This window comes from Streptomyces sp. NPDC091371 (genome assembly GCF_040684275.1).
In the GTDB taxonomy this organism is placed as follows: domain Bacteria; phylum Actinomycetota; class Actinomycetes; order Streptomycetales; family Streptomycetaceae; genus Streptomyces.
In genome coordinates, this window is sequence record NZ_JBFBFP010000001.1 from 574,378 (window position 1) to 587,604 (window position 13,227).

Genomic DNA, 13,227 nt, shown 5'->3' on the forward strand with positions numbered 1-13,227 from the left:
CTTCACGGCCCCGGGCGGAGCCCCCGGTGCGGGCGGAACCTCGTGGACCGGCGGAGCCCACCGGCGGAGCCCACCGGCGGAGCCCAGCGGCGGAGCCCCCTGGACCGGCCGAGCCCCCTGCTAGGGGACCTGCACCACCGGGAAGCTCCCCGTCGCCGTAGGAGCGTGCTCCGGCAGCCACAGCACCGCCACCGCCCCGGCCGCGCCCGCCGAACCGCCGCCGCCCGGCGCCGCCACGTTGCGGAACGTCAGCCGCGCGCCCAGGACCCGCGCCTGCCCCTCCGCGATGGTCAGCCCGAGCCCGTGCCCCACGCCCGCCCGGTCCGTGGACCCGGTACGGAACCGGCTCGGCCCCTCGCGCAGCAGCGCCTCCGGGAAGCCCGGCCCGTGGTCGCGGACCCGTACGACCCGCCCCTCCACGTCGACCTGGATCGGCGCCCGCCCGTACCGCGCGGCGTTGGCGAGGAGGTTCCCCAGGATCCGTTCCAGCCGCCGCGGGTCGGTGCTGACGATCTCGTCCGCGACCACCCGTACCGAGGCCTCCGGCATCAGCGCCTTCACCCGGCGGCTCACGAACTCCCCCAGCGCCACGTCCTGGAGCTCGGCCCGCTCGGACGCGCTGTCCAGCCGGGCCACTTCCAGTACGTCCTCCACCAGCGCGCGCAGCGCCTGCGCCCGGTCCCGCACCAGCTCGGTCGGCCGCCCCGGCGGCAGCAGCTCCGCCGCCGTGAGCAGCCCCGTCACCGGCGTGCGCAGCTCGTGCGCGATGTCGGCGGTCACCCGCCGCTCCGCCTCCAGCCGCTGCTGGAGCGCGTCCGCCATCGCGTCGACGGCCCGCGCGAGGTCGTCCGTCTCGTCGCGTACGACGCCCCCGACCGCGTCCCGTACGCGTACCTCGGGATCCCCGTGCGCCACCCGCTGCGCGGCGGCCGCGGCCTTGCGCAGCCGGCGGGAGATCTGCCCGCCGATGAGCACGCCGAGCGCCGAGCCGCCGATGACCACGGCGAGGGAGCCGATGACGAGGGCCCGGTCCAGGTCGCGCACCATGTTGGCGCTCTCCCGGAACTGCGTGTGCAGCGACAGCACCTGCCCGTTCCCGAGCGGTACGGCGGCCCACACCTCCGGCAGCCCGTGCGGGTTCTCCTGCACGAAGGTGCCGCGCCGCCCGGACCGCGCCTTCTCGCGCAGCTGCGCGGGCAGCTCCGGGTCGTTGACCTTGGCGCCCATCATGGGCTTGCGCCCCGAGTCGGCGTTGCGGGAGATGAACTGCACGCGGTCGAGCTGCACCTCGCGGGCGCTCTCCAGCATCGACACCCGGGCAGCGCTGTGCACCACCAGGCTCAGCGCGACGGCGGTGAGTGCGCCGACGGCCGCGATGGCGAGCGTGATCTTCCAGCGGATCCCCGTACGCAGGGTGAACCGTCTCATGCGTCAAGCCTTGAGCTTGTATCCGAAGCCCCGGACCGTTTCGATCCGGTCCTGCCCGATCTTGGTGCGCAGCCGCTGGACGTGGACGTCGACGACGCGGGTGTCGCCGCCCCAGTCGTAGTCCCAGACCCGTTCCAGCAGGCGGTCGCGCGACAGTACGGTGCCGGGCGCGGAGGAGAACTCCAGCAGCAGCCGCATCTCGGTCGGCGTCAGCGCCACCGCGGCGCCCGCCTTCCGTACCTCCATGCCCTCGGTGTCGACCTCCAGGTCGCCGAAGGACAGCACCCCGCGCTCCCCGGCCGGCCCGTTGCCGTCGGCGCCCGACGCGCCGTTCTGCGGGCCGCCGGCGTGGCCGAAGCGGCGCAGCACGGCGCGGATGCGGGCGACGAGCACGGAGCCGTCGAAGGGCTTGGTGACGTAGTCGTCGGCGCCCGCCTCCAGGCCCAGCACCACGTCGATGGAGTCGGCGCGCGCGGACAGCATGATCACGGGGACGGTGGACTCGTCGCGGATGCGGCGGCACAGGCTCACGCCGTCCATGCCGGGGACCATCACGTCGAGCAGGGCGATGTCCGGCCGGTTCGCCCGGAAGGACTCCAGGCCGGACAGGCCGTCGGGCATGGCGGTGACCATGAACCCGTCGCGTTCCAGCGCCAGGGTCGTGGCCTCACGGATGACGTCGTCGTCCTCGACGAACAGGACATGGGTCTCGGCCATGCGGAAGCCTCGCCTCAGTTCTTCTGGGTCACGGCCGGGGCGGGCTGGCCCCCGCCGTCGACCACATTGCTGTACTCCGAGTGGACCCGGTCCTGCTCGGTGAACTTCTCCCCGTTCCAGTGGTACGTGATCACGTCCTCGCCCGACGGGTACGCGAGCGCGTCGCTCTTCCCGTAGACCTGCTTCGTGACCACCAGATCGCCCCGGTCGATCTCCGCGTAGAGCGGAGGCTGTTCGTCCGAGAAGACATTCTCGTACGTGCCGCCGGCCGATCGGTACACGTACGAGCCGCGGCCCAGCGCGTCGGCGCAGGACAGGACGTTGACGACGATGTCGACGACGGGGCTGCCGGTGACCCTGCCGTAGCTCACGTCCACCGGGTACTCCTTGCCCGAGCAGGGCTTGAGGTCCCGTTTGACCGCGGGGCTGACCTTGGGGTCGGCCAGCACGAGCTTGACGGGGTCGACCTTCTTCAGCGGCTGGTCGAAGGGGGCCGCGGAGGGCGAGCCGGGGTCCTCGACGTCCTCGGAGTCGGACGAGGCGGACGGCGAGGGGGAGGCCGAGGCCGCGGGCGCCGCCGCCGAACCGGCCTTGGCCACGGCATCGCTGCGGGCGGGTCCGCCGTCGCGCAGGCCGGTGCCGCCGGAGGAGCACCCGACCGCGAACACGGCAGTGCCGACGAGGACGACCGCCCCCGCCGACATCAGAACCAGAGAGCCGCCGGTCAAACCCGTCGGACCTTGGCCTTGGCCATTCAGGCCGCGCACCGCTCACGCCCCTCGTACCGGATGGTGTGGTCACCGCGTTCCAGCGCGCGCATGTCCAGGTCCCGGCTCTCCAGTTCCTGCCGGAGGCGGGCCAGCGCGCGGTGCAGCGTGCTCTTCACGGTACCGGCCGACATCCCGAGCGCGGCGGCCGTCTCCTCGGTGCTCATCTGCTCCCAGTGTCGCAGCACGACCACGCTGCGCTGCTTGGGCGCGAGCACCTTGAGGATGTCCATCAGCAGCGCGCGGTCGGCGCGCTGGTCGGAGCCGTCCTCGACGGAGGCGTCGGGGAGCTGCTCGGTGGGGACCTCTTCGAGCTTGCGGGCGCGCCACCACTCGGTACGGGTGTTGATCATGACCCGGCGGAGGTAGGCGTCGGCCAGCGACTTGTCCGCGATGCCGTCCCAGCGGCCGTAGGTGCGCACGAGCGCCGTCTGCAGGAGGTCCTGCGCGTCGGTGGGGTCCGGGACGAGGCGCCGGGCACTGCGCAGCAGGGCGTCCTGCCGGGTGCGTACGTACTCTTCGAATTCGAGCACCTCGCCGTGCGCCATCTCAACCGCCTCCACTGCCGTCCCCCGGTCATCCGCTGTCTTACGGATTCGAAGGTACGGAGGGGTTGTCACGGGCCTGTGCGGGCCAGCCTTCGGTGGGCGCACGGACACCCATAGGTTGTGTAACAGCGGCTGTGAGCTGGGGGTTTCCCGGCAGAAGCGGAATGGTTGAGTCAGCTTCCGGTGCTCCGGCGGACGCGCCGTGGGGCCTTCGGATCCCGTCGCCTCAGGTCATCGGAAGCCGGTACGAGGATCCGGCGAGGGGCTCCACCAGCCCGTCGGCCACCAGCCCGTCCAGCGCCCGGGCCCGCTGCACCGGCTCGTCCCAGACCGTGTCGAGCACGGCCTGCGGTACGGGGCCCACCGCCTCCCGGAGCACGGCGAGCAGCCTGCCGCGCACCTGCCGGTCGGTCCCGGCGTACGTCTGCCCGCGCCGCGGCGGTCCCTCGTGCGGCGGCTTCCCGGCGAGGCGCCAGGCGCACAGCCCGGCCACCGGGCAGCGGGCGCAGTCCGGGCTCTTGGCGGTGCACACCAGCGCGCCCAGCTCCATCGAGGCCGCCGCCCAGCGGGCCGCGGTCTCCTCGTCCTCGGGCAGCAGGGCCCGGGCCAGGCGCCGCTCGGCGGCCGTGGTGGCGTTCGGCGGGTACTCGACCCCGGTGGCGGTGCGCGCGAAGACCCGCCGCACGTTCGTGTCGAGCACGGCGTGCCGCTGCCCGTACGCGAAGGAGGCCACGGCGGCCGCCGTGTACTCGCCGATGCCGGGCAGCGAGAGCAGCTGCGCGTGCTCCCGCGGCACGTCGCCCCCGTGCCGTTCCGTTATCGCGACGGCCGCGCCGTGCAGCCGCAGGGCCCGGCGGGGGTAGCCGAGCCGCCCCCAGGCCCGTACGGCCTCGCCGGGGGCCTCGGCGGCCAGGTCGGCGGGACGGGGCCAGCGGGCGAGCCACTGCTCGTAGACCGGCAGGACCCGGTTGACGGGGGTCTGCTGGAGCATGAACTCGCTGACCATGACCCCCCAGGGGCCGGCCTCGGGGCGGCGCCAGGGCAGGTCGCGGGCGTGCTCGTCGAACCACGCGATGACGGGGGAGTGCAGCGCGTGCGGCGTTGCGGAGTCTGGGGATACGGGTGCAGTCATGGCAGACGGCATCCTGGCACGTTTCGGGGCTGTCGCGCCCGGCCGGTGCCGGTGAACCAGACGGCCGGGCGAACCCCGCTCGCCCGAGCGGCGGCCACGACCCTGCCCATCGGGCCGGTGAGCGCGAGCACGAGGAGGGCCGCCAGCGAACCGCCCAGCAGCAGGCCCATCGCCACGTCGTGCGGATAGTGCACGCCGACGTAGACGCGGGAGAAGGCCATCAGCAGCGCGAGCGGCACGGTCAGGAGCGCCAGGCGGGGGACGGCGAGGGCCAGCGCGACGGCGGCGGCACCCGCGATGGCCGCGTGGTTGCTCGGGAAGGACCAGTCCCCACGGGCGGGGCAGGTGATCAGTGAGGCCGCGGCCCCGGCGACGGCCCGGCAGGGCCGCTCCTCGTCGACGGTCGACTTCACCGCCTCGGACGCGACGTACGCGACGGCGGTGGCGAGCGGCGCGAGGACGGCGAGCGCGACCGGGCGGGGACCGCCCCGCCGGCCGCGCGAGCGCCACCAGACGGCTATGAAGAGCAGCCCGAAGAGCAGGAGTCCGTACTCCGTCCAGACCTCGAACGCCGACTGCGCCCAGGCGGGCGTGGAGTGGGCGAAGTCGGTGATGTCGCGGTAAAGGTCCGAACTGTACATGGTGACCGACCGTACTCAAGGGCGATGGACCGGGCGTCGGACGGTTGGCCGATTTTCGGCTACCCCGGTTCCGCCCGCAGGATGATCATCGGCAAATCGAGGCCGCTGCGCGGCATGTGGGGCACGGATCGTGCCCCGAACTCTCGTAAGGTTCCGTCCGTGGGATCTCTGCGCAATCCGGTCGGGCCGCTCCCCTCCTCCATCTACTGGCGACGGAGGGCTGTGCTGGCGTCCGTCGTCGCGCTCCTCGCACTCCTCGCCGTGTGGACCGTCAGTTCCGGCGGGGGGAAGACGAGTACGAACGGCAAGGGCGAGAAGGGCCCCGACGCGGTCACCGCCATCACCCCCGGACCCGCCGGTACGGGCCCGGCGATCGGCACCGCCCCGGGCGGCCGCACGGAGTCCTCCGGCGGCGCGGGCACCGGCTCCGAGGGCGGCGCGGGCGGCTCCGGCGGCGCGGGCGGCACGGGCAAGAACGGCGACCCGGGCGCCGGCCCCGGCTCCGGCGGAGCCGCGTCCTCCGGCGGCTCCGGGGGCGGTTCGGCGGCCGTCCCGGCGGACTCCCCGCTGCCCACGTGCGCGCCGGGCGCGCTGCAGTGGGAGGTCAAGAGCGTGAAGAACGAGTACGAGGCGAACGAGAAGCCCCGCCTCGAACTGGTCGCCCGCAACATCTCCGGCACCACCTGCAAGGTCGACCTCGGCCCGAAGCAGGCGGTCCTGACCATCCTTCAGGCGAGCACGAGCAAGGCGGTCTGGTCCTCGGCGGACTGCCCGACGGGCGCGGGCAACGCGTTCTTCCGCCTCCCGGCGGGCGGCGAGACGAAGCAGCCGCTGGACTGGGACCGCCGCTTCAGCGCGGCCGACCAGTGCCAGGCGCCTCCGGCGGGGTCTGCGGTTCCGGACACGTACGTGGTGGAGGTCAAGTCCCCGGGCATGCCGGTGGCCCGCACCTCGTTCGTCCTGAAGCAGAACTAGCCCACCACCTGCGGCGCCGCTGCTGGGGCTCCGCCCCAGACCCCGCGCCTCAAACGCCGGCGAGGCTGAGATTGCGTTTGAGGAGCGGGGTACGGGGCGGAGCCCCAGGGGTCAGACGTAGCGCTCCAGGATGGAGGACTCCGCCAGGCGGGACAGCCCCTCGCGGACGCTCCGGGCGCGGGCCTCGCCCACGCCGTCGACCGTCTGCAGGTCGTCCACCGAGGCCGCCAGCAACTTCTGCAGCCCCCCGAAGTGCTCCACCAGCCGCTCGATGATGGCCCCCGGCAGCCGGGGGACCTTCGCCAGCAGCCGGTAGCCCCGCGGGGACACCGCCGAGTCCAGGTTCTCCGGCGCGCCCGTGTACCCCAGCGCCCGCGCCACGATCGGCAGTTCCAGCAGCTCCGCGTGGGTCAGCGCGTCCAGCTCGGCCAGCGCCTCGTCGACCGTGCGGGAACGCTTCGCCGTCGGCTCCGGCACGTAGTCCCGGATGACCAGCTCCCGCTCCTGCTCGATCCCGACCGTCAGCTCGTCCAGCTGGAGCGACAGCAGCCGCCCGTCCGTGCCCAGTTCGACCACGTACTCGGCGATCTCGGTCGCGATGCGGCGGACCATTTCCAGCCGCTGCGCGACCGCCGTCACGTCGCGGACCGTGACCAGGTCCTCGATCTCCAGCGCCGACAGCGTTCCCGCGACCTCGTCGAGCCGCAGCTTGTACCGCTCCAGCGTGGCCAGCGCCTGGTTCGCCCGCGACAGGATCGCCCCGGACTCCTCCAGGACCCGCCGCTCCCCGTCCACGTACAGCGCGATCAGCCGCATCGACTGCGACACCGACACCACCGGGAAACCGCACTGCTTGGAGACGCGGTCCGCGGTCCGGTGACGGGTGCCCGTCTCCTCCGTCGGGATCGACGCGTCCGGCACCAGCTGCACGCCGGCCCGCAGGATCTTGGTGATGTCCTTGTCGAGGATGAGCGCGCCGTCGAGCTTGCACAGTTCGCGCAGCCGGGTCGCCGTGAACTCCACGTCCAGAACGAAACCGCCGGTGCACATCGCGTCGACGGTCTTGTCCATGCCGAGGACGATGAGCCCGCCGGTGTTGCCGCGGACGATCCGTTCCAGGCCGTCACGCAGCGGCTGACCAGGTGCGACCGCGCTCAGCGAGGCGCGCATCAGCGCGTCGTGCTTGGAGCTCGCGCCGGACTTCCCGGGTGCTGATGCCCCGTCCTTGGCTGCCACTGCACTCCTCCGGTCGCGGGTTGCGCCGCCTGCCTCCGGCCGGGCGGACCATCCAGAAGTCTACCGGCGCGCGCTGCGGGCCCGCCGTGGCTTGGCCAGGTACGGCCCGGGCGGGCCCCTGACGGACCCCCGTACGGACCCCTGACCTGGGGGTCCGTACCGCGGTCCACCGGTGCGCAGCGTCAGTCCGCGGCCCGCTCCTTGGCCGGCGTACGGGACCGCCCGCGCGGCAGGACCCGGAGCGCGTCGCCCATGTCCGCCACCTCGATGACCTTCATCCCGGCCGGGACCTTCCCCGGATCGGCCGGCACCAGCGCGTGCGTGAACCCGAGCCGGTGCGCCTCCGCGAGCCGCCGCTGTACGCCGGTCACGCGCCGCACCTCGCCCGCCAGGCCGACCTCCCCGATGGCCACCAGGTTCTTCGGGAGCGGGACGTCACTGGCGGCGGAGGCCAGGGCGAGCGCGATGGCCAGGTCGGCGGCCGGCTCGGTCAGCTTCACGCCGCCGACGGTCGCGCTGTAGATGTCCCGCTTGCCCAGGGCGGTGATCCGGCCGCGCTGCTCCAGCACGGCCAGCATCATCGAGACGCGCGAGGTCTCCAGACCGGAGGTGGTGCGCCGGGGGGACGGGATCTGCGAGTCGACGGTGAGCGCCTGCACCTCGGCGACCAGCGGGCGCTTGCCCTCCAGGGTCACGGTCAGGCAGGTGCCGGGAACGGCCTCGGCGCGCCGGGTCAGGAACAGCCCGCTCGGGTCGGCGAGCCCGGTGATCCCCTCGTCGTGCAGCTCGAAGCAGCCGACCTCGTCGGTGGCGCCGTACCGGTTCTTGACCCCGCGCACCAGCCGCAGCCGGGCGTGCCGGTCGCCCTCGAAGCTCAGCACCACGTCGACCAGGTGCTCCAGCAGGCGGGGGCCGGCGATGGCCCCCTCCTTGGTCACGTGGCCCACGAGGAGGGTGGACATGCCGCGCTCCTTCGAGGCACGGATCAGCGCCCCGGCCACCTCGCGGACCTGGGCCATGCCGCCGGGCGCGCCGTCGATCTCGGGGGAGGCGACGGTCTGCACGGAGTCCAGGATGAGGAGGGACGGCTTCACCGCGTCCAGATGCCCGAGCACGGCGGACAGGTCGGTCTCGGCGGCCAGGTAGAGGTGGTCGCTCAGCGCGTTGATCCGGTCGGCGCGCAGCCGCACCTGGCTCGCGGACTCCTCGCCCGTGACGTACAGCGTGCGGTGCTGCTCGCTCGCCGCCTTCGCCGCGACGTCCAGCAGCAGCGTCGACTTGCCGACGCCGGGCTCCCCGGCGAGCAGGACGACCGCGCCGGGCACGAGGCCGCCGCCGAGGACGCGGTCCAGCTCGTCCACGCCGGTGCTGCGCGCGGTCGCCGTACGCCCGTCGACCTGCGCGATCGGCACGGCGGCCGCCGACACCCGCCCGGCGGCGGTGGTCCGCACGGCGGGCGCGCCCATCTCCTCGACGGTGCCCCACGCCTGGCATTCGGGGCACCGGCCGAGCCATTTCGCGGTCGTCCAGCCGCACTCGGAGCAGCGGTAGGACGGCCGGTCCTTGGCGGATGAACGAGATGTACGGGCAGCCATGCCGCTCACGGTAGCCGCCCGCACCGACAGCGCGGGCTCCGCGGCTGCTCAGCGGCCCGGGCGGGGGTCCGGGCGGGGGTCCGGTTGCGGGGGCGGGCCGGAACCGTCAGGGCTCCCGTCATCGCGGCGCCGATCTGTTCACCCTTAAGGGCTAAATGTGCTGAAGGCTTCCGGGGCGCCACCGGCGCGCCGCCTACGGTCGCCAGGTGAACAGCAGCAGCCAGGCACACCCCTCACCGCGCACCGGCGCACACCGGGCGCACGGGCGCGCCCCCCTCGAAGGCGAGCAGCCGCCGCCCTTCCGGCACGAGCCCTACCTCGACGGCCTGTTCACGTACTGCCTCTCCGTCCTGTGCGACCACGACACCGCCACCGACGTGCTCGGGGACGTCCTCGCGGTGGCCGAGCGGAACCCCGGCCGATGTCCCCACGAGGGGGACCGGCGGGCCTGGCTGTACGCCCTCGCCCGCTGGGGCTGCCTGCGCCGGCTCGCGGAGCAGCGGCGCGCGAGGCAGGGCGCGCATTCCGCCCGGCGTGCGCCGGAGCACACGGATCACGGCCGTGCGCCGGGTGTCGGCGGCGGCGAAGCCACCGCGCCGGCCGCCCACCGCCCGCTTGACGTGAGCGCCTATCGCCGTACCGAGCTGGCCCGGCTCGCCTGGCCCGAGGCCGCCGGGACCACGCCCGAACAGCGCGAGGCCCTCGAACTCGCCGTCCGCCACCGCCTCGCCGTCACCGAGCTCGCCGCCGTCCTCGGCACACCCCCCGCGGCCGCCCGCGAACTGCTGACCGGCGCCGCCTGCGAGGTGGAACGCACCCGCGCCGCCCTCGCCGTCGTCGAGACCGGCAGCTGCCCGGCCGTCTCCCGCCTCACCGGCGACGACGGCGGGGGCGTGGGCGGGCGGGGCGGGAGACTCGGCGGCGGGGTACTCGGGGGCGGCGGAGTGCTGCTCTCCAGCAGTCTGCGCGCCGAGCTCGTACGCCACGTGGACGACTGCCCGCGCTGCCGCCGCGTCGCCGAACGCGTGGGCGCCGGCGCCCCCTGGCCCGGCTCCGGCCTGCCCGCGAGCTCCGGCGGCGCGGGCGGCATCGACCCGGCCGGCCTCCCGCTCATCCCGGCACCCCGCACCGCCGTCCACGCCGCGATGCTCCGCTCCGGCCGCGCCGGCCGGGGGCGCGGTCCGGGCCCGCGCTTCGACCGCACCGGCTTCCCGATGGACCCCAAGGACCGCGCCGCCCGCCGCGACCGGCTGCGCGCACGCGCCGTGACCACCACCGTGGTCGCCACCGTCGTCGCGGCCCCGGTGCTGGCGCTGTGGGCGGCGTACCGCGGCGCGCCCAGTACGGGCGAGCCCGTCGGCGGCGCCGCCGCCCGGATCTCCGCGAGCGAGTCGGAGCTCCCGACGGCGCGCACCGACGGCCGCCCGCTGACCGCGTACGACAACGCCGGGAACACCGCCACCACCACGGGCAGCCCCGGCTTCGCCCCGGACCGCGCGGAGCCCGACGTATCCGTCGAGGTGATCAGCACCGGCCCCCCGGCCGCGGACCGGGCCGGCGCCCCCGGCCGGCTCACCGTCGCCGCGTCCTCGCACCGCACCACCACCGTGCTCACCCTCACCGCCTCCGGCGGAGCCCCGGTGGACTGGCGGCTCTGGTCCGACGCGCCGTGGCTGCGCGCGAGCCGGACGGCGGGCACCCTGGCCCCTGGAGAATCGGTCACCCTGACCATCGCCGTGGACCCGGAGGCCCAGCCGGTGGGTGCCTGGACGGCCCGGGTGGGCGTGGACCCGGGCGGCACCGTGGTCTCCATCCAGGGCCGGGGCCGCCCGGCGCCCCAGCCGACCCCTACCCCGACCCCCACTCCGACGCCGTCCGAGACCCCGCCGGGCACCCCGACGCCCACGCCGACCGCGACCGCGACGGGGCCGGGCGGAACGGTTTCCCCCGACCCGGGGGCGACGGCGTCGCCGTAGCGGCCGGTCAGCCGTAGCGGCCGGTCAGCCGTAGCGGCCGGTCAGGCGGTAGCGGCCTGTCAGACGGGGTCCGCCGGGTGCGGAGCCATCGGCAGCAGCGAGGACAGCCGCGCCTCGCACAGCGCCACGAGGGCCTCGTAGCCCTCCTTGCCCATCAGCTCCGTCAGCTCCGCCTTGTACGACTCGTAGACCGGCTTGCCGGCGCCGTGCGCGGACGTGGCCGACGTGCACCACCAGTGCAGGTCGTGGCCGCCGGGGCCCCAGCCGCGGCGGTCGTACTCGCCGATCGACACCTGGAGCACGCGCGTGTCGTCGGGCCGGTCGATCCAGTCGTACGTACGGCGGATCGGCAGCTGCCAGCACACGTCCGGCTTGGTCTCCAGCGGCTCCTTGCCCTCCCGCACGGCGAGGATGTGCAGCGAGCAGCCCGCCCCTGCCGCGAAACCGGGCCGGTTCAGGAAGATGCAGGCGCCGTCCCAGCGGCGGGTCTGCTTCTCCCCGTCGTCATCGTGTTGCGTCCACCCGCTCTCGCTGCCGACGTCGTGGAACTGCCACAGCTCCGGCGTCAGCCGCGCCACGTGCTCGGCGACGCGCTTCTCGTCGTCCTCGTCGGAGAAGTGCGCACCGAGCGTGCAGCAGCCGTCGTCCGCCCGGCCGGCCTGGATGCCCTGGCAGCCGCTGCCGAAGATGCAGGTCCAGCGGGAGGTCAGCCAGGTCAGGTCGCAGCGGAAGACCTGCTCGTCATCGGCGGGGTCGGGGAACTCCACCCAGGCCCGGGGGAAGTCCAGACCCTTCTCGTCGGGGGTGACGGAGATGGTGACGTCGGTCTTGTTCTTGCCCTTGCCCGCGTCCTTCTTCGACCGGGTCTTGTTGGCCTTCTTCATATTTGGCACAAACCCAAGCGTAAACGCCCCTTACGCGACCGCTACGCGTTCGGCGCAGTAGCGTTTCCCCCTATGAGACTCGGTGTCCTGGATGTGGGTTCGAACACGGTCCACCTGCTGGTGGTGGACGCGCACCCCGGCGCGCGCCCGCTGCCGGCGCACTCGCACAAGGTGGAGATGCGGCTGGCGGAGCTCCTCGACGAGGGCGGCGCCATAACTCCCGAGGGCGTCGAGCGGCTGATTTCCGTCATCACCGACGCCGTGCAGGCCGCCGAGGACAAGGGGTGCGAGGACGTCCTCCCCTTCGCGACCAGCGCCGTGCGCGAGGCCACGAACGCGGACGAGGTCCTGGCGCGCGTGAAGGCCGAGACCGGCATCGAGCTCCCCGTGCTGAGCGGCGACGACGAGGCCCGGCTCACCTTCCTGGCGGCACGCCGCTGGTTCGGCTGGTCGGCGGGGAAGCTGCTCGTCCTCGACATCGGCGGCGGCTCCCTGGAGATCGCGTACGGCATCGACGAGGACCCGGACGCCGCCGTCTCCCTCCCGCTGGGCGCCGGCCGCCTCACGGCGGGCTGGCTCCCGGGCGACCCGCCGGACGCGCTCGACATCCGCTCCCTGCGCAGGCACGTACGGGCGGAGATCGCCCGGACGGTCGGCGAGTTCAGCCGCTTCGGGGCCCCGGACCACGTCGTGGCGACCTCGAAGACCTTCAAGCAGCTGGCCCGCATCACGGGCGCGGCCCGCTCGGCGGACGGCCTGTATGTCCAGCGCGACCTCACCCGCAAGTCCCTGGAGGAGTGGGTCCCCCGCCTGGCCGCGATGACCACGGCCCAGCGCTCGGCCCTCCCGGGCGTCTCGGAGGGCCGCGCCAACCAGCTCCTGGCGGGCGCGCTCGTCGCGGAGGGCGCGATGGACCTCTTCGGCGTCGAGGCACTGGAAATCTGCCCGTGGGCGCTGCGGGAAGGCGTGATCCTGCGGAGGCTGGACCACCTCCCGACGCCGGGGGTGTAGGGGGCGGGGGCGTACGGGTTCACGCGCGTGGGGGGTGGGGCCGGTACGGGCCCATGCGCGTGCGGGGCCTTTGCCCCCCCCCGGGCTCCGCTCCGGGCCGGTGTTTGCCCACCCGCCCCCTCGGCGGTGGGGGAGGGGCGGGCAGTCCTGTATGGCCGGATCGGGGGCGGCCGGCTTGAGCGGGCCCGGATCAGAGAGGTCTTGGGGGTTTCCCGGCAGTCTTCGTCCTTCCGCGTCGGGCCGCCCTGTCAAGGGCGCTCACTTCGTTCGCGTCGCTGCGCGACGGCCTTCGGCCGCCCTTGACAGACCGTCCCGCC

At 74.2% G+C, this 13,227-nt stretch carries 12 protein-coding genes; 3 read left to right on the forward strand and 9 right to left on the reverse strand.

From position 1 onward, the window contains the following. Positions 1–120 precede the first annotated feature (120 nt). The 6 genes from cseC to AB0O21_RS02870 form a co-directional block, all read right to left on the reverse strand. Complete coding sequence (gene cseC / locus AB0O21_RS02845; RefSeq protein ID WP_365165361.1) at positions 121–1,428, reverse strand: two-component system sensor histidine kinase CseC; 1,308 nt, start codon at positions 1,426–1,428, stop codon at positions 121–123. A 3-nt stretch (positions 1,429–1,431) separates the two neighbouring features. Next, positions 1,432–2,145 carry a two-component system response regulator CseB gene (cseB, locus tag AB0O21_RS02850; protein WP_365165362.1) on the reverse strand — a complete coding sequence of 238 codons (714 nt, stop codon included), beginning with the start codon at positions 2,143–2,145 and terminating at the stop codon, positions 1,432–1,434. 14 nt (positions 2,146–2,159) lie between these two features. After that, positions 2,160–2,849 (reverse strand): hypothetical protein, encoded by a 690-nt coding sequence (locus tag AB0O21_RS02855; protein WP_365165448.1) that lies wholly within the window; start codon positions 2,847–2,849, stop codon positions 2,160–2,162. A gap of 50 nt (positions 2,850–2,899) precedes the next feature. Beyond that, positions 2,900–3,460, reverse strand: a complete 561-nt coding sequence (locus tag AB0O21_RS02860) for a SigE family RNA polymerase sigma factor (protein ID WP_069920779.1) — start codon at positions 3,458–3,460, stop codon at positions 2,900–2,902. A 226-nt stretch (positions 3,461–3,686) separates the two neighbouring features. Continuing rightward, positions 3,687–4,592, reverse strand: a complete 906-nt coding sequence (locus AB0O21_RS02865; RefSeq protein WP_365165364.1) for an A/G-specific adenine glycosylase — start codon at positions 4,590–4,592, stop codon at positions 3,687–3,689. After that, entirely contained in the window at positions 4,589–5,233 is a 645-nt protein-coding gene (locus AB0O21_RS02870) for a phosphatase PAP2 family protein (protein WP_365165366.1), read from the reverse strand. The genes AB0O21_RS02865 and AB0O21_RS02870 overlap by 4 nt, the downstream gene beginning before the upstream one ends. Before the next feature lie 159 nt (positions 5,234–5,392). Between AB0O21_RS02870 and AB0O21_RS02875 the strand changes: the two genes are divergently transcribed. Next, the gene (locus AB0O21_RS02875) at positions 5,393–6,208 is read left to right on the forward strand and encodes a hypothetical protein (protein ID WP_365165368.1); all 816 of its coding nucleotides are present in this window, start codon (positions 5,393–5,395) and stop codon (positions 6,206–6,208) included. Positions 6,209–6,319: 111 nt separating this feature from the next. Here AB0O21_RS02875 and disA read toward each other — a convergent pair whose 3' ends face one another. After that, positions 6,320–7,444: a DNA integrity scanning diadenylate cyclase DisA gene (gene disA / locus AB0O21_RS02880; protein ID WP_365165371.1), complete on the reverse strand. Its 1,125-nt coding sequence runs from the start codon at positions 7,442–7,444 to the stop codon at positions 6,320–6,322. Positions 7,445–7,626: 182 nt separating this feature from the next. After that, positions 7,627–9,039, reverse strand: coding sequence for a DNA repair protein RadA (radA, locus tag AB0O21_RS02885; protein WP_365165373.1), 1,413 nt, complete (start codon positions 9,037–9,039; stop codon positions 7,627–7,629). A 206-nt stretch (positions 9,040–9,245) separates the two neighbouring features. Between radA and AB0O21_RS02890 the strand changes: the two genes are divergently transcribed. Next, positions 9,246–11,015 (forward strand): hypothetical protein, encoded by a 1,770-nt coding sequence (locus AB0O21_RS02890; RefSeq protein WP_365165375.1) that lies wholly within the window; start codon positions 9,246–9,248, stop codon positions 11,013–11,015. 59 nt (positions 11,016–11,074) lie between these two features. On the opposite strand, the gene AB0O21_RS02895 is transcribed toward AB0O21_RS02890, so the two are convergent. Then, entirely contained in the window at positions 11,075–11,908 is an 834-nt protein-coding gene (locus AB0O21_RS02895) for a hypothetical protein (RefSeq protein ID WP_365165377.1), read from the reverse strand. A 63-nt stretch (positions 11,909–11,971) separates the two neighbouring features. Between AB0O21_RS02895 and AB0O21_RS02900 the strand changes: the two genes are divergently transcribed. Then, complete coding sequence (locus AB0O21_RS02900) at positions 11,972–12,910, forward strand: Ppx/GppA phosphatase family protein (protein ID WP_365165379.1); 939 nt, start codon at positions 11,972–11,974, stop codon at positions 12,908–12,910. The last annotated feature ends 317 nt before the right edge of the window (positions 12,911–13,227 follow it).